The sequence below is a fragment of the Martinezella lusitana genome (genome assembly GCF_010668395.1).
Classification (GTDB): Bacteria; Pseudomonadota; Alphaproteobacteria; order Rhizobiales; family Rhizobiaceae; genus Rhizobium; species Rhizobium lusitanum_A.
Map to the genome: position 1 here is coordinate 1 of NZ_WUEY01000044.1, position 23351 is coordinate 23351.

20 protein-coding genes, 2 pseudogenes and 1 other annotated feature are annotated in these 23351 nt (G+C 58.0%); of the genes and pseudogenes, 5 read left to right on the forward strand and 17 right to left on the reverse strand.

Annotation, left to right across the window (positions count from 1 at the left end; all coding sequences use genetic code 11):
• Both GR212_RS35775 and GR212_RS37925 read left to right on the forward strand, forming a co-directional pair.
• On the forward strand, positions 1–131 hold a 131-nt coding region (locus GR212_RS35775), incomplete at its 5' end, for a transposase domain-containing protein (RefSeq protein WP_163994718.1).
• Between the two features lie 1045 nt (positions 132–1176).
• Positions 1177–1281, forward strand: a pseudogene (locus tag GR212_RS37925) (helix-turn-helix domain-containing protein); the annotation flags it as partial.
• Positions 1282–1306: 25 nt separating this feature from the next.
• Here GR212_RS37925 and GR212_RS37015 read toward each other — a convergent pair.
• The 8 genes and pseudogenes from GR212_RS37015 to GR212_RS35815 all read right to left on the reverse strand — a co-directional run.
• Positions 1307–1458 (reverse strand): annotated as a pseudogene (locus GR212_RS37015) (IS3 family transposase); the annotation flags it as partial.
• Positions 1319–1435: a sequence feature (AL1L pseudoknot), on the reverse strand. It overlaps the preceding pseudogene by 117 nt.
• 255 nt (positions 1459–1713) lie before the next feature.
• Complete coding sequence (locus GR212_RS35785; RefSeq protein WP_163994723.1) at positions 1714–2721, reverse strand: sterol desaturase family protein; 1008 nt, start codon at positions 2719–2721, stop codon at positions 1714–1716.
• 185 nt (positions 2722–2906) lie between these two features.
• Positions 2907–4202: an ABC transporter substrate-binding protein gene (locus tag GR212_RS35790; protein ID WP_204326914.1), complete on the reverse strand. Its 1296-nt coding sequence runs from the start codon at positions 4200–4202 to the stop codon at positions 2907–2909.
• Between the two features lie 143 nt (positions 4203–4345).
• Complete coding sequence (locus GR212_RS35795) at positions 4346–5374, reverse strand: sterol desaturase family protein (RefSeq protein WP_163994729.1); 1029 nt, start codon at positions 5372–5374, stop codon at positions 4346–4348.
• 202 nt (positions 5375–5576) lie between these two features.
• Positions 5577–6812 (reverse strand): NAD(P)/FAD-dependent oxidoreductase, encoded by a 1236-nt coding sequence (locus GR212_RS35800; protein ID WP_163994731.1) that lies wholly within the window; start codon positions 6810–6812, stop codon positions 5577–5579.
• A gap of 56 nt (positions 6813–6868) precedes the next feature.
• A complete protein-coding gene (locus tag GR212_RS35805; protein ID WP_163994733.1) occupies positions 6869–7180 on the reverse strand; it encodes a MocE family 2Fe-2S type ferredoxin in 312 nt (103 codons plus the stop codon).
• A gap of 45 nt (positions 7181–7225) precedes the next feature.
• Positions 7226–8080, reverse strand: a complete 855-nt coding sequence (locus tag GR212_RS35810; protein WP_163994735.1) for a sugar phosphate isomerase/epimerase family protein — start codon at positions 8078–8080, stop codon at positions 7226–7228.
• Positions 8081–8247: 167 nt separating this feature from the next.
• Positions 8248–9018 (reverse strand): helix-turn-helix domain-containing protein, encoded by a 771-nt coding sequence (locus GR212_RS35815; RefSeq protein WP_246726240.1) that lies wholly within the window; start codon positions 9016–9018, stop codon positions 8248–8250.
• A 1737-nt stretch (positions 9019–10755) separates the two neighbouring features.
• Here GR212_RS35815 and GR212_RS37595 point away from each other — a divergent pair.
• A complete protein-coding gene (locus GR212_RS37595) occupies positions 10756–10887 on the forward strand; it encodes a hypothetical protein (protein WP_281411100.1) in 132 nt (43 codons plus the stop codon).
• Between the two features lie 42 nt (positions 10888–10929).
• Here the strand turns inward: GR212_RS37595 and GR212_RS35820 are convergent, their stop codons facing one another.
• From GR212_RS35820 to GR212_RS35850, 7 genes are read right to left on the reverse strand one after another with little or no spacing between them, the layout of a single operon-like run.
• Entirely contained in the window at positions 10930–12735 is a 1806-nt protein-coding gene (locus GR212_RS35820) for an ABC transporter ATP-binding protein (RefSeq protein WP_163994737.1), read from the reverse strand.
• Positions 12736–12738: 3 nt separating this feature from the next.
• Positions 12739–13677 (reverse strand): ABC transporter permease, encoded by a 939-nt coding sequence (locus GR212_RS35825; protein WP_163994739.1) that lies wholly within the window; start codon positions 13675–13677, stop codon positions 12739–12741.
• A complete protein-coding gene (locus GR212_RS35830) occupies positions 13677–14651 on the reverse strand; it encodes an ABC transporter permease (RefSeq protein WP_163994741.1) in 975 nt (324 codons plus the stop codon). The genes GR212_RS35825 and GR212_RS35830 overlap by 1 nt, the downstream gene beginning before the upstream one ends.
• 5 nt (positions 14652–14656) lie before the next feature.
• Complete coding sequence (locus GR212_RS35835) at positions 14657–15628, reverse strand: nucleoside hydrolase (RefSeq protein ID WP_163994743.1); 972 nt, start codon at positions 15626–15628, stop codon at positions 14657–14659.
• The gene (locus GR212_RS35840) at positions 15625–16584 is read right to left on the reverse strand and encodes a nucleoside hydrolase (RefSeq protein ID WP_163994745.1); all 960 of its coding nucleotides are present in this window, start codon (positions 16582–16584) and stop codon (positions 15625–15627) included. The genes GR212_RS35835 and GR212_RS35840 overlap by 4 nt, the downstream gene beginning before the upstream one ends.
• Positions 16585–16618: 34 nt before the next feature.
• A complete protein-coding gene (locus GR212_RS35845; protein ID WP_163994748.1) occupies positions 16619–17500 on the reverse strand; it encodes a dihydrodipicolinate synthase family protein in 882 nt (293 codons plus the stop codon).
• 22 nt (positions 17501–17522) lie between these two features.
• On the reverse strand, positions 17523–19073 hold the full coding sequence (locus tag GR212_RS35850) for an ABC transporter substrate-binding protein (RefSeq protein WP_163994751.1): 1551 nt from the start codon (positions 19071–19073) through the stop codon (positions 17523–17525).
• Between the two features lie 135 nt (positions 19074–19208).
• Between GR212_RS35850 and GR212_RS35855 the strand changes: the two genes are divergently transcribed.
• Together GR212_RS35855 and gap are read left to right on the forward strand one after the other, a co-directional pair.
• A complete protein-coding gene (locus GR212_RS35855) occupies positions 19209–20099 on the forward strand; it encodes a LysR family transcriptional regulator (RefSeq protein WP_163994753.1) in 891 nt (296 codons plus the stop codon).
• A gap of 491 nt (positions 20100–20590) precedes the next feature.
• A complete protein-coding gene (gene gap, locus GR212_RS35860) occupies positions 20591–21601 on the forward strand; it encodes a type I glyceraldehyde-3-phosphate dehydrogenase (protein WP_163994756.1) in 1011 nt (336 codons plus the stop codon).
• 58 nt (positions 21602–21659) lie between these two features.
• Here the strand turns inward: gap and ribB are convergent, their stop codons facing one another.
• Positions 21660–22763: a 3,4-dihydroxy-2-butanone-4-phosphate synthase gene (gene ribB, locus GR212_RS35865; protein ID WP_163994760.1), complete on the reverse strand. Its 1104-nt coding sequence runs from the start codon at positions 22761–22763 to the stop codon at positions 21660–21662.
• A 433-nt stretch (positions 22764–23196) separates the two neighbouring features.
• A partial coding sequence (locus GR212_RS35870) for an NAD(P)(+) transhydrogenase (Re/Si-specific) subunit beta (protein ID WP_163994763.1) occupies positions 23197–23351 on the reverse strand: 155 nt, incomplete at its 5' end.

Consider the following 23351-nt stretch of genomic DNA (forward strand, 5'->3'; position numbering starts at 1 on the left):
CCCTCATTCAGTCCGCCAAAATGAACGATGTTGATCCGCTCGCTTGGCTAACGCAGACCCTTGAACGTATCGCGGCCGGCTGGCCATCAAGCGATATCGAGGCTCTCATGCCCTGGAAATTCCAGAAGTAACCGCCTCAGTTCATCGCTTACCACAATAGAGCTCTTGCCCTATCCCAATCCGCATGGAGTCTGAACAAGATCTGCTCCCGTGGACACGCTAAGATCGGACGGACAGTGAACCCTTGTTCAGGCCCAACTTAAGGGGCTGCCGAAAGCCCTTGGATTTCCGCGCCATGGGGTCTCGGAAGTTAAAAGCCACGGTTACGCGACACGGTTGAATTTGCCGGGACGCTTGGAAAGCCCGCCTTTGGCGACGTAGCGGCTCCTATCCGTTGTTCGGCTTGCTAATGAGAAAGCTCAAAAGGTTTGCGTAGCCGCGAGCGTCATCAATCGCCCGGTGAGTGTGTTCGACGGAACCAAGCCATTCGGGTGGTAGTTTTCGACATCGCAGTTCCAATGATCGCGCTCCGCGCGACCATAGACATGATGCAAAGCGGGGCATATCTGAACAGGCGATCAGCCACCCAGGGACCTTCAAAAAGTGGCTTTCCCGTGAGGCGCTTTAGATAGGAGTCAAACCATGGGCCGTCGAGAGCAACGGGATCTGCCGCAAAGATCGGCTCCGCTTGAAACGACCTAATCCAGTGGGTGAAACGATCGATGACATGGGCGGGCGGTTGAGGATTTTCGGTTGCTCCTGCCATGCTCAGGATGCTTTTGCCAAAAGACCATCGTTGCAGGGTCGCCGACGCTTCCGACGGAAGACCCGATGCCTGCCTCGACCAGCCGCTCTGAATGCTTGATCGACACGTATTGGGCAGATTCAACCGGTCGCCGCAACACCCCAAACCAAGAAGTATGAGTAGCTACGGGAAGACGGAGATCGATGCGCTAAACGCGGCAGAAATTATCCTCGCCAGATCTGCCACCTGTGTGGCAGCGTGAGAACCTGTGTCGGTTCTGGCGAGAAGTGGTGGCTGGCTTATCCAGTGAGGATGCCGCTGTGGAAGCCGGTGTCTTTGACCGCGTTGGGAATCGGTGGTTTCGAAGTTCAGGCGGCATGCCTCCCACACGTCTATCGCCCTCAGCAACGCCACTCAGAACCCGAAGCATGATGTTCCGAGAACGAGAGGAAATTGCTTTGCAATGCGCTTGGGGCATTTGCATCCGTGTAATTGCTCGCAAGCTGGGACGAACGCCCAGCACAATCTCGCGCGAGATCAGGCGCAATTCGGCGCCACGCAATAGTAGGTGGATGGGGCAATCGGCAGCAGTCTGCAGATCGGCTCGATCCCGAATACCGAGCGGTGTTCGTCGATGAAGGAGATCATCGCTTCAAGGGGCGGTCGAGTTCCGCCATCGCGAAATAAGGGGACGCTTTGCGCAGTATCTTATTGGGTAAGAACAAACTAGATCTCCTAGCACCGTGAGTACAGACTTCACGCCTGTCTCATCGGCATAGTTGTTTGATTTTCACGCAGAACTGAGACAGTTCGCCAGGGGCCCTTACCCTTTGGACAAGAGGGTGGGGCCGGTGTCGCAGTTTGCGGCCAAGCTTTGCCTTTAGCTGTATGGAGCCTTCAAGTTTTTGATGACTGGCAGAGGATCAGCTTTGCCGTTGAAACACCAGGAATTGAGGATTACAGTCAGTTCAGACCTTACTCTTTTTCGCCGTCTTGCGCTTGAAGCGCTCCAGCATGCGTTTTTCGGATTCGGGGCTGCCATCGTGGAACGTGCCGAACCATTTGTCGTAGGGCACGACACCATCGGAATAATTGCATTCGAACCATTTGTGATGAAGGTAGTGGTCATAGCCTGGCATGTCGATCGCGCTGTCTTCTCCGACCACAACCTTGTCGAAGCCGACATGGCCAGGCGTCGAGGCGAGCATGCAGTGAGCAAGGTGGAAGACGGAATAGATGGGATGGGCGGGGATGACCCAGTAGAGAACGACACCCGAAAAATATAGCAGTTGCTCGACCGGATGCATCGCAAGTCCTGTCCACGGCGTCGGGTTGACACTGTTGTGATGTACCTTGTGGACCGTCCTGTAAAGCGGCGGCCAATGGATCAGCCGGTGAATGAGGTAGAAATGAAGCTCCCTATAGAGCGGGATCAACATCCAGATCCCGACGAACCAGATCGGATGCTGCCGCGGATCTAGATAGGGAACAAGCTCATTGGCGTAGAGATAGAGCGCCGTCACTTCAAAGGCCGTCCAGATCGGAATGCCAAAGACGAACGTCCAGATTAGGTTGTCGACGAGCTGGTTGCCAAACAGGAAGGCGTCGTTCCTGTCGTCGGGCCACTTGCCGTTGTATTTGAAGTTTCGATCCTGTACCCGCTTAATGTACAGGGTAAAGTGAAATCCACCGCACCAGATCACGGTGAGCGCCGCATTCCGAACGAGCAGAAAGCCCACCCAGTCGGCGGAGATCATCTTCATCGTCTGCATGTTGGGGGTGAGGTAAAGCCACATCCCGAGGACGATGAAGGCGTAGAGCAGGTTCCACGGCAGGAAGTAGCCCGGATACCAGAGCAGCCACTTCAGGAAGGCCAAAGGTCTCGCCGGCCAGATGAATACGGGTGCATATTTGTAGGGTTTATGCGGAACCCAGTCGCCACGTTTGTTGCGGGTCCCAAAATCGGTGTCTAGCATAATGTGTCCTGTCGGTGGTTCGGGCGCTGCGGGCGATTTCCAGGAGATACGCCCGATTTGGGACATAGTGGCCGTCCGGTGGAAATGGCGCCAATGTGTTTCACCGGAAACCAGATACTTTCTTGTCTGATTTTCCCGCTTCAGGAGGCTTCGCCATCTGTCAGTGGCGAAGCCCGATTTTGCTGCTACTTGATGTAGCCGGCCTTCACCATCTCGCGTTTGGTAATCTCCTGGGATTTCGAAAGCGCCTGCTCAACCGTTTCCTGGCCCGCGAGCGCAGCGGAAAACTGCTGGCCGACAGCAGTACCGATTCCCTGGAATTCCGGAATGGAAACGAACTGGCCACCGGTATATGGCGTCGGCTCGACAGAGGGATGCTGCGTGTCCGCCGCATTCATCGCCTTGAGGGTGAGGTCGCTGAAGGGAGCAGCCTTCTGATAATCCGGATTGGCGTAGAGTGAGGAGCGCGTTCCCGGCGGGACGTTCGCCCACCCTTCCTTGCCGGCGACCAGGGACAGGTAATCCCTGTTGGTCGCCCAGTTGACGAATTTCTGCGCCGCTTCGGTGTTTTTCGAACCGGTCGGAATCGCGAGACTCCAGGCCCATAACCAGTTGCCATGGTTCTTCAGCTCCCCATGCGTGGGAAAGAGCGCATAAGCGACGTCGTTGGCAACATTGGACTGCTTAGGATCGGAGACGAAGGAGGCAGCGACAGACGCATCCATCCACATGCCGCACTTGCCCGACTGGAACAGTGCAAGGTTCTCGTTGAAGCTGTTGGACGAGGAGCCGGGAGGGCCGTCCTTCTTCATGAGATCGACGTAGAATTCCGCCGCCTCCTTCCACTTCTGCCCATCGAATTGCGGCCTCCACTTCATGTCGAACCATTGGCCGCCCCATGAATTTGCAAGCGCGGTTACGAAGGCCATGTTCTCGCCCCACCCAGCCTTGCCGCGAAGACAGATGCCGTAGACGCCCTCGTTCTTGTCAGTGATCTTGTCGGCGGCTTCCTTGATGAACTCCCATGTCGGATTTTCGGGCATCGTCAGTCCGGCCTTCTTGAACAGCGAAGGACGATACATCGTTATGGCGCTTTCGCCGTAGAAGGGTGAGCCATAAAGCTTGCCATCGACCGATAGCGATGCGCGGATGGCTGGCAGAAGGTCGTCCACGTCGAAGTCGGAGCCGAGGTTGTCAAGCGGCTCGATCCATTTCTGCTTTGCCCAGATCGGCACTTCGTAGTTGCCGATATTGATGACGTCGTAGATACCGCTCTTGGTCGCAATTGCCGTCGTCACCTTCTGGCGAAGCGTGCCCTCGTCCAGAATGACCCATCTGAGCTCGATATCCGGATTTTTCGCGGTAAAATCGCTCGATAGCTTCTGCATGCGGACCATGTCACCGTTGTTATTCGCGGCAATCGTGATTGTGGTGGCATGAGCGACGCCCGACACGAGCAACGCAGTCAACAGACCCGACATAAGTTTCAGTTTACGCACTTTTTCCTCCTCCATTTAAGCAATGCAAATCTCATGTTCAAATTCTGTGATTGGGATACCCGCCCTCCAGCGGGATCATGTCGAAGTCTCAGGCAGGACCGCGACGAAATCTCCTTGAACGCTATTCACGCCGACTTGTCGCGCGATGCGTTCATCCGTTCCTTCTTCTTGCGGAAGCGAGCCTGCATCAGCATATCACCGTCCTTGGTCCCGTCGTGCCAAGTGCCCATCCACTTGTCGAGCGGCAGGTTCCCGTCGCCATAGTTCACCTCGAAATACTTGTGGTGAAGGTAGTGGGCATAAGCATGCGTATCGAAGGATTTTTTCTCGCCGACCTCGATCTTGTCGAAGCCCACATGGCAGACGATAGCCCCCGGTCCGGTGAGCTGGAAGTGAAACAGGACCAGCAGAGGATGCGAAGGAATGATGAGGTGAAGCAGTGTTCCAGACCAGTAGAGAAGATGCTCAATCGGATGCATCGACAATGATGACCACGGGCTGGGATTGATCGACTTGTGATGCACCGAGTGCACGTATTTATAAAGAAAGGGCACATGGATCAGGCGATGCACGCACCAGAAGTGCACTTCGTGAAAGAGTGGCAGCAGGAAGGCGATGATGGCGAGATACACGGGATGGTCGGCAAAGGTCGTCCATGGCCCCCATCCGTTCGCCCAGGCCCAAAGCAGGCCGACTTCATATGCCGTCCAGATCGGAACACCGCTGACGAATGTGCGAATGACGCTGTCGATCACCTGGCTTTTGAAGAGGAAGACGTCGGACGGCTTGTCCTTCGGAAAAGTGCCGTTGTACTTGTACCTGTTTCCCTGACGGCGTTGGACATAGAGGCGAAGTTCCATTGCGCCGAAGAACAGAACGATGAGCGCCGCGTTTCGGAAGAAGAGATAAAGGATCCAGGATAGCTCCAGCGTCTTTAACGTTTCCCGCGACGGCGTCGTGTACAACCACAGAATTGATGCGACGACAAAGAACGCAAGATTGTAGGGAAATAGATATTTCGGGAGCCACGCGACAACCTTCAGCGGCTGCCAGGGAAATTTGAGAAGGGGCCCCGTCTGCAATGGCTCGTTCGGCCTCCAGTCGCCGCGCTTGTCGCGCGTACCAACAATCAGTTCGTCGTTCGCTCCGCTCATAGTGTATTTCCGGTCGTCATATTGTCGATTTCCATTGCCGATAGCCTCTCTTTGTTGGTCACTGCACGCCAATACTTTTCAACAGAAAGCAGATACGTTTTTGTAGAATTTTGCCGGCGTGAAGTTGTTCGCCGATAGACTTCCCCCACCCCGGAGCTTCATCTCGCCACAGCAGGTTTAATTGGCGAGGCGAGATCGCCTGTCATTGCCTGAGCATCGATTGGAGCTTCACAGCTGGTTCGGCTAGAGCGACAGGATCCGGACGGATGCGCTTGCCGATCATTATCTCGGCGATCCTGATATCGCGGGCGATGCCGTTGTCTTTTGACAGGCCGCTGGCTGCGACGAGGCGTCCATCGGTCGCAAGATCGAATATAATCAATGCATCTTGGCCGAGCCTTCGAACGATATGGAAAGCGTTGCTGTCGGGCAGTCCCGCGACCTGCAGTCCCAGATCGTACTGGTCGGACCAGAACCACGGGACATCAAGGATCGCAGAGCGATTGCCGAGCATGTTCCCAGCCGCCTGCATTCCCTGGTTTTGCGCACTTCTCCAGGCTTCAAGCCGGATACGACGCCCTCCGTAGAGGCTCAGCGGAAAGGAACAGCAATCGCCCGCTGCATAGATATCGGGATCGCTGGTCGCAAGGAATTCGTCGACGGCAACCCCGTCGATGATCTCGAGGCCGGCAGCCTGTGCGAGCTCCACATTCGGTGTCGCGCCGATCCCGACAACGACGAGGTCGGCATCAATGGCAGAGCTGCGCTTCAGGACCACACGAGCTCCATCTTCCCACTCATCGATACCTTCGATCAACACGCCGCAGCGAAGATCGACGCCTTCCGCGAGATGCCGATCAGCGATGATGCCGGCGAGCTCGATCGGGACGCCGCGGGTCAGCACCCTTTCCCTGGTTTCGAGGAGAGTGACAGCGGTGCCCATCTGCCGCGCGCTGGCAGCCAGTTCGAGCCCTATGAAACCGCCACCTATGACGACAAGCGTTCGACCTTTTCCCAGCTTCTCGCGGATGCCGTATGCGTCATTGACGGTCCTAAGCGTCATGATCGACTTGCTGCGGGCCGGGATACCGGGCAGCATACGCGGCCTGGCGCCCGTTGCCAGCAACAGCTTGTCATAGGAAAGCTTACGACCGTCGGAGAGGACCAGACGGCGGTCGCTCGGAGCAATCTCCGTCGCCGCCAGATTCGTCAGAAGATTGATATTCTCGCGCCGATAGCGTTCGGGTTCAGCAACGAGTCTGTGGCCCGCACCGTCGATCAGAGAAGACTTGGACAATGGTGGCCGCTCATAGGGAGCATGCGGTTCAGAGCCGATGAGATCGACCGTCCCTGCAAAACCTTGTTGCCGAAGCGCAAAAGCAGCTCGCGCGCCGCATTCCCCGGCGCCGACAATCACGAACTTTTCTGTCTCAGCCATCTCGTATCAACCTTCATAAGAGCTTTGCGGTCCGATCTGGTGAAAACCGCAAATCATTAAAGTCCGATCATCACGCGCTCCCCGTCGAGCCTGACGGGATAGGTGCGCAGATTTTCGCATGCCGGTGGCGTTTCGACCTCGCCTGTCGTAAAATCGAAGATGCTCGAGTGCTTGGGACAGGCGATGGTGTTTTCGATCACCAGACCGCCGACGAGGTGGACCTCCTCATGCGTACAGAGCCCGTCTGTGCAGTAGTATTCGTCGAGATGATTGCGGTAGATCGCATAGGTTCGTCCATTGTGGTCGAAGCGCATCGAGTCCTCCGCCTCGATATCGGCGGTCGAGCATGCATTGATCCAGTTGGTCATTTCATTCTCCGGTCTGTGCTGGAATTCAAGGTTGGAAAGACAACGTCATTCCGTGGCGATCACGCCGCAGGGGTGAGAATTGTCAAAGATATCCATCGCGTATTTGCGGAGCAGGAGCGCGTCATTCCAACGGTCCGACAGCTCCTTACCGTCGGCGCCTGCGATAGCGTAGGGTTTGGGACCCAGCTCGCAAACGAACGCCAGGGTCTCATCGGGTCCGGCCCGTTTCCGCCAGCTGCGGAAGCCATAGTCCCACCAGGACAGGAAGAGATCTAGCCAAGGGCGATGGTGGGGAAACGTGAACTCGACCTGCACCTGCTCGCAGCTCGCTACCCGGCCGTGGAACGCCCAACTTTGGTCAAGAATGCGCCTGATCGAGCGTTCATTATCGCGGGAGATCGGCAATACCATTTCTCGGCCGACGACGAAGTGGGAGAGGTCACCAAGAAGCCTTAGGCCGGGAAAGTTGTCCAACAGGTCGAGGACGAACAGAAGGTCGTTCGTCATCCGGTCCCGATGGGTTTCGATGTAGACCGGAAATTCGACCTCCTCGGCCAAAAGCCGCCATCCTTCAAGTATAGGCAAGCAATCCTGCAGCCTCGACAGCCTTGTATTGGGCTGGATAGTCAGATGGTGCAGTCCGGTTTTCGCGGCGATCTCGAGGATCGGCTTCAGATCATCGACGGAGGTGGGAAAACACGCTCCCTCCGCCTGCATGCCACGGGATTCCAGCATGCGGCTCAGACGCCGCGCATGGTCCGCATCGGTCCAGATCGCGCTGACGCCATCATAGCCCGCATCGGCGATCATCTCGATGTCGGCTTCGAGCGACCGCTCGAAACTGCTTCCCTGACGCGGCTCCATTGCCCAGAGGGATTGAAATACAAGGAGTTTCTGCATGCAGACGATCTTTCGAATTGAGATTGATAAGGATGAAAACATTGCCCTTCCGGTAATGAGACACCGCCCCTGCACGCAATGTCGCGCGTGGTCATGATCAAGCCAAAATACAGGGTTTGGAGTGCCAAAAGCTGCGGCGCGGCGACTAACGCCGCATGGCTTGGCTTTCAGTCATGGGCAGCCTTCCTGTCGCGCAGCAATCGCGTGCGGGCGTGTTCGCGATAGGCCGACGGCGTCTGCCGCTTCATCTTCATGAACTGACGATTGAAATTCGCCAGATTCTGGAAACCAACGTCATAACAGATGCTTGAGATCGGATCGTCGGTCGTATAGAGCTTGGAACAGGCCTGTCCAACCCGGATGCGGTTAACGAACTCGACAAAGGTATGACCCGTCGTTTTACGAAAGCTGTGAGCAAAGGTGGCATAGCTCATACCGACTTTGTCCGCGGCCTCGCCGAGTGAGATATTTTCCGAATAGTTCTGGGCGATATGCTCGACCAGCTTGGCGATGCGCGCATGTTTCGCATTGTCTTCCGGCCGCCCGTGCAAGACGGAAAGTCCTCGTTTCTCGGCATGTTCATTGATGCGAACGAGAAAGCGGATGAAGGCGGAGATCCGCTCCGCGCCACGGGTGTTGCGAATGCGCTGCATGTGACTATGGGCAAAGCCTGGATCGAACCCCTCGAACTTGATGCCGGAGCGGGCAAGCTGCCACATCGGCTCAAGCTCGCCGAATTCGGGAAATGCCTTCGTCAGGAGGTCGATGCTGTCCTGACTGAATTGTATCAACACGTCGCGGACTTCGACAGGTTCCGGATAGGCCGCTTCGAATGTCGACCAATGATGTGCAAGATTGGGGCCAGTGAGAAACAGGTCGCCGGCCTGATATCCCCCAATGTAATCACCGATGAACGCCTGGCCATGGGTAGTCGCCATTAGGTGTAGCTCATACTCCGGGTGGCTATGCCAGCGACACCATTCATGGGGCCAGCCATGTTCCAGATAACGGATCGCGTCGGTGGACCGATCCACATACTCGAATTCTGGTCGTATCACGGTGGACACGGATGTTCTCCCATTCGACTGCACCGCATGAGGTGCAGCCGTTCAATTTGCCTTGCGACAATCAGGTTTCCACACGTCCATCTGTGGGCATTTCTCGAGAAACGCGCAGGTGATTTGACTGAAGTGTTTCTTGCCTTGTTGTCGCCGACCTCCTCCACGTGGGTAAGCTTCGACGCAAATGACCGGTTTCGCCAATACCTTTTTTTGGAATTCCTATACTATTTTGTTGATTGAATAAGAGCCGGATCGGCCAACGGTGAGTCCGTCAGACTCTGATGCCTTGACGGTCGTGCCCGGCGACTGGGGCGTCAAAAATCGATCGGACGGACTCTTCACACGCAGGACATGCCTGACGCCGGTACTCCAGCGCCAGGCATGTCTCAGATCGCTCCCGGTCCGTTTGCTGGAACGAGAGTCTTCTGGGAGGCGTGACAACGGATAATCCCAAGACAGAAAACACTGGGTTCGCGCGCCGCTCGCGATCACCTGGACCGACAAAAGCTTGCCGTTGGATGGGATGTAGTTTCAGGGAAGAGCAGGTCGGGCGCCAATACTTTTTGGTTGAATCCAGATACGTTTTTGCCGAAATAAATGCCAATCGAAATTGGGGCACGCAGCCTAAAAAAGAGGCGTCTTACTGCGTGCAAGTTGATGAGCGATCATCGCTCATTGTGGCAACCGTTTCCGATGTCATGTGGCGAGAGTATTCAGGAGTCCGCTCATCATTTTGCTCACGCAGCAGAGCCCCCAAGCCTGACGATGTCATTGTCCTTGGAAAATACGGCGACGTGCAAAATCGGCGAGTCTGCTTCAACCCACTGGTAGTTATCCGAGCGAAGGTGGCGAAATTCGTCATTGAGATCGTGTTCCTGTTTCGCCAGACAGGGCAGCTCGATCGTCAAGCGGAAGAAGAGCTACCCTATCCATCGACTTCACCCGACGTGGCGTTGGCGATTGATACGAGCGTCGGCCTCATCCAGACTGTGCCTGGACCGCAGAGGAAGCGAGCGCCTTCTTGTCACCTGCTATCGGACGACGCGCTGCGATCTCGATCTCTGCAACGTCGCCGACACGCATCGCTTCAACCTGGCGAAGTCCTTGTACGATTGTGTCCGCCGCGCTGCCAGGAGCGATCAAATCGCGTGGGTGAGGCATGACGGAGATCGACGAGATTTGGCTTAGATTTCTGCACTCAACGTAAGAACCGTCGCTATGGACAAAGTGGCTGTCTTTGGCGACGGTGATTGGGACGGGTCCTGGCTGGGCCTGAACCCATTCTGGTCGAGCAGGTCATGCGCTAGACAGGTCCGCCGGCCTCTTACGGGCTTGAGTGCGGGCTGCAAATTATCGAGCATCGCCCAAATCAAAGCCAAGTCTCCACGATAATAATCGGCCGGTTACGATCGATAATCCCATTTACGGTGGAGTCCGACTGACACTGCGCGCAAAGTACTGATCCTTTTCCGCGTTACATGCGGTTGTGTCGAACACAGGAAGAATGCTCTTCATACAATATGACCGCCGTCGGCCAAGTCTCGCGGCGGGACGCTTACTGCAGATTTATCTCTTCGAGCCGGCCAACATCTTGCTCCAACGGACTCGCCGCTGGTGCGTGCTGAAAGCTTGGGGCTGCGGCTGGCCAAACGCAACGGAATGAAGAAGGCACAGTTTGCGGTTGCTTGGAAACTGGCCGTCAGCCTGCACCGCATCTCGATCGATGGCAAGGATACCCTCACCTAGCCACTGGTGGCTGTTCACGCTGATCAGCGATTGCCTCCCGATTTAAGGAACTCGCAGAAAATGGCCCGGGCTCACCTGTTCATAGATGCGTTTCGGTGGCTCATAATTTGTAAAACGGAACGGACTTCCAATCTCCTCACTGGAGATACGGCGCGTCGAACGGCGGGTCGGGTCGGCAACAGGGACCGCCGCCATCAGACGTTTGGTATAGTCGTGCTGCGGATTTTCGAAAACCGCCCGGCGAGGCCCAATTTCGACGATTTCACCAAGATACATCACCGCAACACGGTGGCTGATGCGCTCCACCACGGCCATGTCGTGGCTGATGAAGAGATAGCCGAGTCCGTACTTTTCCTGCAGGTCCAGCATGAGATTGATGACCTGCGCCTTGACGGAGACGTCGAGCGCGGAAACCGATTCATCGGCGATGAGAAGCTTTGGCTCGAGCGCGAGTGCGCGGGCGATGCACACACGCTGGCGCTGCCCGCCCGAGAATTCGTGCGGGAAGCGATCCGCCATCGACGCCGAGAGGCCGACCCGTTCGAGAAGGTCGCTGACGCGACCCTTTGCCTGCGAGGCACTTGCCAGCCCATGCGCAATGATCGGCTCGGCGATCGCCTGGCCGATACGCATGCGCGGATTGAGGCTTTCGAATGGGTCCTGGAAGATCATCTGCGCTTCGCGCCGGATATTGGCAAGATCGTCCTTGCCGGCTTTCAGAACATCCTTGCCGTCGATACGGATTTCGCCGGACATTGCCGGGGTAAGACGAATGATCGAGCGCCCGGTCGTCGATTTGCCGCAACCGGATTCGCCGACCAGCGACAGGGTTTCGCCCTGCCGGAGTTCGAGCGAAACGCCCTCGACGGCGTGGATGTTGCCGACGGTTCTGCGCAGGAAACCGCGCCTGACCGGAAAACGGGTGATGAGGTTGTCGACCTTAAGTATGGGCGGCTGATTGAGTCTTACCGTATCCTCGGTCGGCTTCACCGGCTGCATCGCGCCGGTCGCCATATCCACCTGCGGAAAGCGCAAGGGCCGGTCCGTCCCGGTCATCGAGCCGAGTTGCGGCACGGCCGAGAGAAGCGCGCGCGTATAGGAATGTCTGGCGCCGGCAAAGAGCGCGGCCGTCGTATCCGTCTCCACCTGCTCGCCGCGATACATGACGACCGTCCGGTCTGAGATTTCAGCAACGACGCCCATGTCATGGGTGATAAAGAGGACTGACATGCCCTCCTCTTCCTGCAGCGTCTTGATCAGGCCGAGAATCTGCGCCTGGATGGTCACGTCGAGCGCAGTCGTCGGTTCGTCGGCGATCAGAAGCTTCGGATCGCAGGCAAGCGCGATCGCGATCACCACGCGCTGACGCATGCCGCCAGAAAAATTCATCGGATATTCATCGAGGCGCGATTTTGCCGAGGGAATGCGCACTTTTTCAAGCAGGCGCACGGCTTCGGCCTCGGCCTGCGATTGCGACATGCCGCGATGCTGCACCAGAACCTCGGTGATCTGCTGGCCGATTCTCAGAACGGGATTGAGCGAGGTCATCGGCTCCTGGAAGATCATGCCGATCCGATTGCCGCGGATCGCCTGCATATCGGCAAGCGACAGCGACAGGAGATCGCGTCCCTCGAACTCGATCCTGCCAGTGATCTTCGAATTGGCCGGCGACAGAAGCCGCATGATCGACATTGCCGTGACGCTCTTGCCGGAGCCGGATTCGCCGACGACGGCAACGGTTTCCTTCGGGCCGATATCGAAGCTGATATCGCGGATGACATTGCGCCATTCGCCTCCGACGCGAAAGGCCGTGTTGAGCTTGGAGATCGAAAGGATCGGTTTGGTCATGGCTCAGCCTTCCCGCCGTGGATTGAGGATATCACGCAGCGCATCGCCGATAAGATTGATCCCGACGATGAGCATGAGAAGCGCCAGGCCCGGAAAGAAGCTGATCCAGTAATCGCCGGAGAGCGTATATTCGAAGCCGTTGGAAATCAGCAGGCCGAGAGACGGCTGCGTGACCGGCAGGCCGATGCCGAGGAACGAGAGCGTCGCCTCCAGCATGATCGCATAGGCCACGCGCATCGTGGCAACCACGATCAGGGGCGGCAGGCAATTCGGCAGGATATGGCGAAAGAGGATGCTGCCATCGGGCAAGGCCATCGAGCGGGCCGCGTCCACATAGGCGCGTTTGCGCTCCACCAGCGCCGAGCCGCGGATCGTACGGGCATAATAGGCCCATTGCGTGACGATGAGCGCCAGGATGATCTTGTCGACGCCCTGGCCGAGGATCGCCAGAAAGATCAGCGCGATAAGAATGGCGGGGAAGCTTAGCTGGATATCGACTATTCGCATCAGGAAGGCATCGAGGCGGCCGCCAACATAGGCGCTGACGAGCCCGATCGAAGCGCCTATGACCAGCGCCACGGCGGCACTCGATATGCCCACGAGCAGGCTGGTACGCAGGCCGTACAGGATCGCGCTCATCAGATCGCGACCCTGATCGTCCGTACCGATCAGGTAAAGCATACCGCTCGTGCTATGCGAGCCGGGTGGCAGGCGCCCATCGAGAATGTCGAGCTGGGACAGGTCATAGGGGTTCTGCGGGGCGAGCAACGGCGCGAATATTGCCGCAACCACGAAGATGGCGACGAGGATCAGCCCTGCCAGCGCAAGCCTGTCGTGCAGGAGGGCCGACATCGTCTGCCGGAAAGGCGAACGCGAGACGGCCTTGTCTGCACCCGCCTCGCCCGCATGCACCGAACCAGCGTTCGAGCTATTGTCGGCCATTATGAATTCCCTTCGAGACGAACGCGGGGATCGACGATCGAATAGAGAATGTCGACCAGCAGGTTGATGACGCTGAACATAACGACGGTGATCATCAGATAGGCGAGGATGACCGGTCGGTCGAGCACGCCGATCGCGTCGATGATGAGCTTGCCCGTGCCGGGCCAGGCAAAGATCGTCTCGGTCACGACGGCAAAGGCGATCAACGATCCGAGTTCGAGGCCGATCACGGTGATCAGCGGGATCAGCGTGTTCTTCAGCACATGCACGGTGACGATCCGCCGCTCGGTCAGGCCCTTGGCGCGAGCGAACCGGACGAAATCGAGCTGCATCGTCTCCATTACGCCGGCGCGGGTCAGACGGATGACGAGCGAAATCTTGAAGAGCGCCAGATTGAAGGCCGGCAACACCAGATGGGAGAGGCCGTCCAAGGTGAAAAGGCTGAGCGGCATCCCGAAAACCGGCACCGTCTGGCCCCGACCGGAGGCTGGCAACCAGCCGAAATGAACGCTGAACAGCATGATCATCACGAGGCCGATCCAGAAGGTCGGCAGGCTGAAGCCGAGGATCGAGAAGGTCATGATCGACTTCGAGATCAGGCCCTTCGGCTTTAGGCCGGCATAGACACCGAGCGGTATGCCGATGACCAGCGCCATGATGAGCGCGACGAAGGCGAGCTCTAAGGTTGCCGGCATGCGGCGAAGGATCAACGTCAGCGCCGGTTGATTATAGACAAAGGAATTGCCGAGATCCCCCGACAGCGCGTGTGTGAGAAACAACCAGTATTGCTCCCAGACAGGCTTGTCGAGTCCGAAGGACTGAATGACCTGAAGACGCTCCGCCGGTGTTGCCGTGGGGCTTAAGAGCACGTCGACGGGATTGCCGACCAGATAGAGCCCGGCAAAAACCAGAACCGACATGACGAGCAAGGTAAGAACGGTCTGGATCGACCGGCTCAGCAAATATCCGCCCATAATTTTCAACCTCCCTGCGCTGTCTTCCCGAACCCGTTCCGCCCATAGCGGACGATGCGCTCGATCAGCAGTGCGATGAATCCGGCCTCGTCGACCTCGGTGATAACCGTGGCATTCGGCGGGCGATCCATCTTTCCGTAAAAGTCGGCATAGGTGTGGCCCATGGTGAGGCCCGTCACCTGCACGCCGACGAAAGCACTGCGGCCGGTGAACAGATCCGGACGGATGAGCCAGGCGATCGTCGTGGCGTCGTGAATCGGACCGCCCGGCCTGCCAAAACGCCCGATATCGCTGCGGTCGAAGGTCGAAAACAGATTGAAAAGGGCATTCCCCGCCTCGCCTCCAGCCCGAAACTGCTCGAAATGCTCCGAGGTAAACAGGGCCTGAAACGTCATGTCGAGCGGCATGATGACGATCGGTACGCCGGACCGATAAACGGCCTCGGCGGCATGCGGATCGGCATAGATATTGAACTCGGCCCAGGGGGTGCGGTGGCCAAGCGCCGTAAAGGCTCCGCCCATCGAAACGATCTGCCGGATGCCGGATGCCACCTCCGGATGCTGGATGAGCGCCAAGGCGATATTGGTCATCGGACCGATGGCGCAGACTGTGATCTGATCGCCGGCCTTTGCCGCTTCACGCGCGGAGCGCATGATGAAATGGACGGCATGCTCGCTGGAAGCGCCGATGCCGCCGGCCCTGACCAAGCCATCGTCAAAGGCGCCAATGCTGGCATATTTGCCAAAAACCTGGTCGCGGACCAGCGGCCCGGTAGCTCCCGCATGAACCGGCACGTCATCGCGGCCGCTGAGGCCGACGATCTTGCAGGCGTTGAGCACCGTATCGCGAAGGGGAACATTACCGGCAACGATCGACAGGCCGAGCACGTCGATTTCCGGCGATGCCAGCGCCATCAGGATGGCCGCGGCATCGTCCACGCCCGGATCGGCATCGATGATGACCTTATGACGTGTCATGCGATGGCCTTTTCGGCGTAGCGCGACAAACGCTCGAGAAAGAAGGCGATCACGCCCTCGGCATCGACCTTCGTGACGATGTCGGCATTCGGCTCGAGACCGCTCTTGCCATACCAGTCGGCAATGGTCTGGCCCATGCAGAGTTCGCTTTCATGTTCCACAAAGACGCGGGCCTTTTCGGTCGCGAACAGATGCGGGGCAAGGATGTAGGCGATCACCAGCGGATCATGCAGCGGGCCGCCGCGCGAACCGTAGCGGCGCACATCGTTGCGATCCCAGAAGGCCATCAGCTCGGCAAGCGTCTGCGAGATGCGCCCGCTGACGCGTGCGAACTCGGCGACATGCTCTGGCTTCAGCATCACCTGATGCGTCGCATCAAGCGCCAGCGCAACGAGCGGTATTCCGCTTGAGAAGACGACATGCGCCGCATGTGGATCGGCCAATATGTTGAATTCGGAGGTCATCGTCCGGTTGCCCGGCTCGCGATAGGCGCCCCCCATCATGACGATCCGCTCGATGCCTTCGGCGATCTGCGGCTTCATCCTGAGGGCCACGGCGATATTGGTCATCGGCCCAAGGCAGCAGAGCGTGATGCGCTCGCCTGTCTGTGCTGCATCGCTCAAGGTGCCGATGAGGAAATCGACCGCGGATTTGCTCTCCGCCGTCTTTTCAGGCTCCGGCAAGACCGTATTGCCAAGCCCGGTCTTGCCGTGGAACTGGCCATGGATCGGCTCACGCAACATTGGGCGAAAACAGCCTGCAAAGACCGGGATCTCTGCACGACCTCCGAGTTCGCACACCTGAAGGGCGTTGCGCACGGTGCGCTCCAGCGGCTGGTTGCCGCAGACCGGCGTGATGCCGAGTATATCGAGTTCCGGCGACACGAATGCGGTCAGAAGCGCGATCGTATCGTCAATTCCCGGGTCGCAATCGACAATGATCGAAATCGGCTTCATGGTGAAATGCCTTCAATAGATGGAAAATGCGATGTCAAAGGGCGCCGAGTTCGCGAAGAACATCTGTGATCTCAATTCGTGCGGCCTCGCCAAGCGGAAGCTGCGGATGCATGGGGGCGCCAACGGGAAAGCCCTGCAGCTCCAGCGCCGTCTTGATGCAGGAGGCGATCGAGTATTTCGCGAAGATCTCGTTGACCCGCCAGAGCGGCCGCTGCAAATCCATCGCCCTTGCCCAATCGCCGGCATTCGCAGCCTCGTAGAGCGCGATGCTCTGCTTCGGCACGACGCAGGCGGGACCGGCCATCCAGCCGACACCGCCGATCATCATCACACAGACCGGAATGTGGGCCGAGGCTGCGAACACTTCCATGCGGCCCTGGGTCCGTTCGATGATGGAGAGCAGCCGCCCCGTATTGGTCGAGGCGTCCTTGATGTAGCGGATGTTATCGACCCGGCTCAACCGCTCGATGACGGGCAGGCTCAAATCGGAACGTTGGAATTGCGGATTGGTATAGAGCACCACCGGCCGTCCCTTCGCCGCCTTGGCAATGGCCGTGAAGTAGGTCTCGACACCTTCGTCGCTAACCGGAAAATAGGATTCCAGAACCGCAAGGATGCCGTCGGCTCCCGCCTCGACCATGTATTCGGTCTGGGCGACAGCGTCGCTGGTCGATGTCGCTGCAACGCCGGCGATCACGGGAACGCGTGCGTGGCTGGCGGCAATCACCGTATCGACGACGCTGCGGCGCTGATCCCAGTTCAGATAGGCGAATTCGCCGGTGCTGCCGAGCGGCGTCAAGCCATGAACCCCCGAAGCGATCAGGTGATCCACGAGGTCGATCAACACGCCTTTCTTCACCTGACCGGAATGATTGATCGGCGAGACGAGGTAAGGAAATACGCCGCGGAAAGACATGTTCGATCGTCCTTCCGCCCGCTCAGTTCGGCTTCACATAATAGGGCAGCGTGTAGCCGTCCGAGCGGCCGGGATAGGAAAGGTCCTTCTTCATCGCCCAGGTGTTGGCAAGGTAGAAGATTGGGATGACGCCGAGATCGTTCATTGCGATCTCGGTCGCCTTGCGAAGAAGCTCCTCGCGCTTATCGTCATCGAGCGTCGAACGTGCTTCGTTCAGCGTCTTGTCGAACTCCGGGTTCGAATAGCGTCCGCGATTTCCCTGCCCGGCCTTGTCGCCAAAGGTCTCTAGGATCGGGCCGAGCACGCCGGATGCCTCGCCCGTTTCGACCGCCGCGCCGCCCATGATGAAGCTGAACTCCAGATTGGAGGCGCGCGTAAAATAGACGCTGCCCGGCAAGGTCGCGACCTCTGTCTTGATGCCGACACGGCTGAAGAACTGGCCGATCGCCTGGGCAACCTTGGAATCGTTCGGATAGCGGTCATTCGAAGCATGGAAGGTCAGCGAAAACCCGTTGGGATAGCCGGCCTTGCCGAGAAGCTCCTTTGCCTTGTTCGGATCATAGGGATCGACCGTGATGGACGGATCATAGCCGAAATAGCCTTCCGGAACGAGCTGCCCGGCGGGCACACCCTGCCCGTCCATGATGCGGTCGACGAGTGCTTCGCGGTTGATCGACAGCGACAGCGCGCGGCGCACCTCTGGCTTCACGAGCGGGTTCTTGCCGTCGGGTCCCTTGGCGAAGGGCGATACGTCGCGCGCCTGATCCATATGAAGGTACATGATTCGGTTTCCGGCAACATTGACGACCTTCAACTGATCGGAGGCCTGCAGCCGCCGCGTGTCCGCTGTCGGGATGCTTTCGATCATATCGACATCGCCGGAAAGCATTGCGGCAACACGGGCGCTGCTGTTCTTGAATACCTTGAAAGTGACCTTGTCCCAGGCGGCCTTTTCACCCCAATAGCCATCGTTTCGGGCAAGCACGATGTTATCGTCAGGCGTCCAGGAGACGAATTTGAAGGGGCCGGTGCCGATCACGCCCTTGCCGGAATTCATCTCTTCCGTCGTGGTGTTCTGCATCTTGGCCGGCAGGATCGCGATACGGCTGAGGTTGTTCAGCAGTAGGGGCGTCGGGCCATCGGTCTTGATGCGAACCGTCAGCGGATCGACCGCAGTGACCTCGGTGATTGCCTTGACATAGGCAGCAAAAGAGCTGGGGCTGTTCTTGGAAGCGAGCGGTACGCGCTTGATGCTAGCAACGACATCATCTGCGGTGAAATCGCTGCCGTCGTGGAATTTCACGTTCGGACGAAGCTTGAACTCCCAGGTCGTGTCGTCGACGGACTTCCAGGACAGCGCCAGTGCCGGCTGCAGCCGCTGTTTCTCATCCTGATTGACGAGGCCATCGAAGATATTGCGCGCGATCGCGCTGTTCGGGCCGACGACGTAAAACTGCGGATCCATTGATGTCGTGGAGGCTGCGAGACCAACTGTCAGATCCTTGGCCCGGCTCGCGAGCGGCATAACAAGGAAGGATGCCACCAAGACAGCCGCGACCTTTAGAAATTTCATGATAGTGTTCCTCCGGCGTTTGCGAAATCCGCACTCTCCAAGCAGATTTTCTCTGCAACTAAACAGTCTGGCTCAAAAAGAAAAATTGCATTTTGTGTTCAGTCCATGCCCTAATGTTATGGAAAGGGCATTGGGATGCGATTGAAACCGAGACAAGTTGAAGCCTTCAGAAGCGTCATGATGACAGGGGGGATCACGGCTGCGGCCGATGCCTTGAATGTAACGCAGCCCGCCGTAAGCCGTCTCATCCGTGACCTGGAGGAAATCCTCGAGATCACGCTGTTCGAACGGGTGGGAGCCCGCCTCGTGCCGACGGTCGAAGCGACACAGCTTTTCCGGGAAGTCGAACGGCTGTATCTCGGCCTCGATCAGATCGCACAGGCGGCCGACGATATTCGTCGGCACAAGAATACCGTTCTCAGAATTGCTAGCGTGACTTCGCTCGTCCGGCCATATCTTTATCAAGCCATCCTCGATGTGGTTGGCAACCGGCGCGATATTCCGCTTGTCATCGACGTCGAAAACAGCCGGCACATCTGGGATATGGTCGACAAGAACCGCTACGATTTGGGTTTCGTGTTTGGCTCACCGCGCATGGCCGACAAGAATGCCGCGACCCTGCACAGTTCCCATGCCGTCGCCGCTATGGCGCCGGGGCACAGGCTTGCCTCCAACAATATCATACGGCCCGCCGACCTCATCGATGAGCGCGTACTGATCCCCGGACGAAATTCTCCGCTCAGACTGGCACTGGATCGCGCTTTCTCGGGACAAGAGCATCAGCCGACCAGCACGATGGAAACGTCGATGCTCAATTGCTGCCATTTCGCCGCCGCTGGCATGGGCGTGGGCATTGTCGATCGCACAAGCTTGCAATCGGCGGGAGCCGATATCGTTGCGATCCCGTTCGAGCCGAAAATTGAAGTGTCCTATTTCGCAATCCGTCCATCCGGCAGCCACCGGATCATGATTTTGGACGACCTCGTCCAGCGGATGCGTGAGCTTATTCGTTCGGATGTCATCTAAATCTTTGTCTCGCATCGAACCTAAATGAACTTCACCCTCTCATCCACACTCCATCGGCAGCCCCTTGCAAAGAGAAATAAATATCTAAAGTTCAGCTCTTGAAAAGATTCGAACCACCGGCCCCCTTAATCAATCGCCTAAACCACTGAAAAGACGTCATGCCATTCTGGCATAAGATTGATTTATGGAACTCCGTAGGATCGCTAGCGCGCTTAAAGGCGCAAATTACCCCGTCTATGACCGCGAGAGGCGATCTGATTGCCTTTCCTAATCGTGAGATTTGATTTAATCGATTCGTAGTGTGGATCTCGCTGTTATGCTAATCGATTCAGTAGTTTACGGCCTGTGTGAAAGCTATTAGGACGCGACCTGGGAGATAGGATTGCGCCCTGACATACTGAGCTAGGCGCCGCGATGGTTTCCTTCGATCGACAAACAGGCTTGCTCGGCGCGGCCGTGGAATTTTCCGTCATTACAGGGAGTGAATGCACATGACAGTCAAGGTTGCCATCAACGGTTTCGGACGTATCGGCCGCAACGTACTTCGCGCCATCGTCGAATCCGGCCGCACCGACATCGAAGTCGTCGCCATCAACGACCTCGGCCCGGTCGAGACCAACGCCCACCTGCTCCGGTACGATTCCATCCACGGCAAGTTCCCGGCCGAAGTGAAGGTCGAAGGCGACACGATCACCGTCGGCGGCGGCAAGCCGATCAAGGTTACCGCCATCAAGGATCCGGCTACCCTTCCCCACGGGGAACTCGGCGTCGATATCGCCATGGAATGCACGGGCATCTTCACCGCCCGCGACAAGGCTGCCGCTCATCTGACAGCCGGCGCCAAGCGCGTCATCGTCTCGGCTCCTGCCGATGGCGCTGACCTGACCGTCGTCTTCGGCGTCAACCATGACCAGCTCACCAAGGAGCATCTGGTCATCTCCAACGCTTCCTGCACCACCAACTGCCTGGTGCCGGTCGTGAAGGTTCTCGACGACGCTGTCGGCATCGACCACGGCTTCATGACGACGATCCACTCCTACACCGGCGATCAGCCGACGCTCGACACGATGCACAAGGATCTGTATCGCGCCCGCGCGGCCGCTCTCTCGATGATCCCGACCTCGACGGGCGCTGCCAAGGCTGTCGGCCTCGTTCTGCCGCACCTCAAGGGCAAGCTCGACGGCACCTCGATCCGCGTTCCGACCCCGAACGTTTCGGTCGTCGACTTCAAGTTCGTTGCCAAGAAGGCCACCACGGTCGGCGAAATCAACGAAGCGATCAAGGCTGCTGCGAACGGCAGGCTGAAGGGCATCCTCGGCTACACCGACGAGCCGCTCGTCTCGCGCGACTTCAACCACGACAGTCACTCGTCGATCTTCGCAACCGACCAGACGAAGGTCATGGAAGGCAATTTCGTGCGCGTTCTGTCCTGGTACGACAACGAGTGGGGCTTCTCCAGCCGCATGTCCGACACGGCTGTTGCCTTCGCCAAGCTCATCTGAGCGTCACGGCAAACCTGTTGAAAAGCGGCCCGGGAAACCGGGCCTATCACCATGCCGGTTAGCGAATATCGGTTTTGGAAATCTTGATGCCGAAGCCTTCGAGGCCGACATAGTGCCGCTCACGGCTGGTCAGGAGCGTGATCGAGCTGACGCCGAGATCCCTGAGGATCTGTGCGCCGAGACCGATTTCCAGCCATTCGCTATCGCGCGTCTGCGCTTCGGCATGGGCTTCGCGGCCTTGTCCACGCGCCTTGCGGCCATTGTCGTAGTGGCCGACGCCGACGGAGCCTTCGCGCAGGTAGACGATTATGCCACGGCCCTGTTCGGCGATCTTCTGCATGTAGAAATCGACCGGCTTGCGCTTGCCGAACAGGTCGTCAGCGACATTTTCCGGATGCAGGCGCACCGGAATATCGACGCCATCCCTGATGTCGCCGAAGACGACGGCGAGATGCTGCATCGGATCCCAGGGCAGCGAATAAGTATGCGCCTTGGCCTTGCCGAACGGTGTCTCGATATCGAAGCTGGAGCCGAGTTCGATCAGCGTTTCCTTGCGCTGGCGATAGGCGATGAGGTCGGCGACCGACAGAAGCTTCAACCCGTGCTGTTCGGCAAAATCCACCACCTGCGGACCGCGTGTCACCGTGCCGTCGTCATTGACGAGTTCGGAAATGACGCCGATCGGCGGCAGACCGGCCAGCTTGCAGAGATCGACGGCAGCTTCCGTATGGCCCGATCGCATCAGCACGCCGCCTTCGCGGGAGACCAATGGGAAGATATGGCCAGGGCGGACGAAATCGGCCGCGCCGACATTCGGGTTCGCGAGGTTCCGCACTGTCAGCGTGCGGTCGTCGGCGGAAATGCCCGTCGTCGTGCCGTGCTTGAAATCGACGGAAACGGTAAAGGCTGTCGTGTGGGCGGAGTCGTTTTCCGCCACCATGGCGTTGAGGTTCAGCCGCTTGGCCTCCTCCTTCGGCATCGGGGCGCAGACGATGCCGGATGTGTGGCGCACGATGAAGGCCATCTTTTCCGGCGTCGCGTGAACGGCGGCGACGATCAGGTCGCCTTCGTTTTCGCGGTCGTTATCGTCCATGACGACGACGATTTCGCCGGCTTCGAAGGCCCTGATGGCGTCTACGACGCGCTTCTGGTCATAAGGCATGGGGCAATTCCTATTTCAGCCGGCCGGTCTGGCCGCGGTCGCGAAGATAATGGTCGGCAATGGCATGCAACCTTTACCGAAAGCGTTGTGCTCGGACAAAAAGTGACGTTAGCCATGCAACGAGATACGGCGTTCGCGTTAAGGCAGGGCAAGGCTCGACGGATCGGCTTCGTGAGATCGAGTGGCCTGTGCTATGATGACGCTTTCATGTTTGCCTTGAGCAAAGTTGAATACTGCAGCGGACCTTTCTGCCAGACTCCTGCCTTCCGTGCGATTTCCAATTCACCCTGTTGCGGTCGCCCAAGCAGATTAAAGATCTTTGTTTTGATTTACGGTTGATGCTGCTGCCTTAAACCGCGAACCGGGTCCGCTGCGATGACTGCGGCGGTCGCTTTCCGCTCAGGAAGCCAAGCGGAAAGCGCTAAATCGAGACTCAGGCGACCAGCGCCAGCAGTCGATCGATGCTCCTCTTGGCGTCACCGTAGAACATGCGTGTGTTGTCCTTGAAGAAGAGGGGGTTTTCGATGCCGGAATATCCGGTCCCCTGGCCTCTTTTGGAAACGAAGACCTGCTTTGCCCTCCAGACTT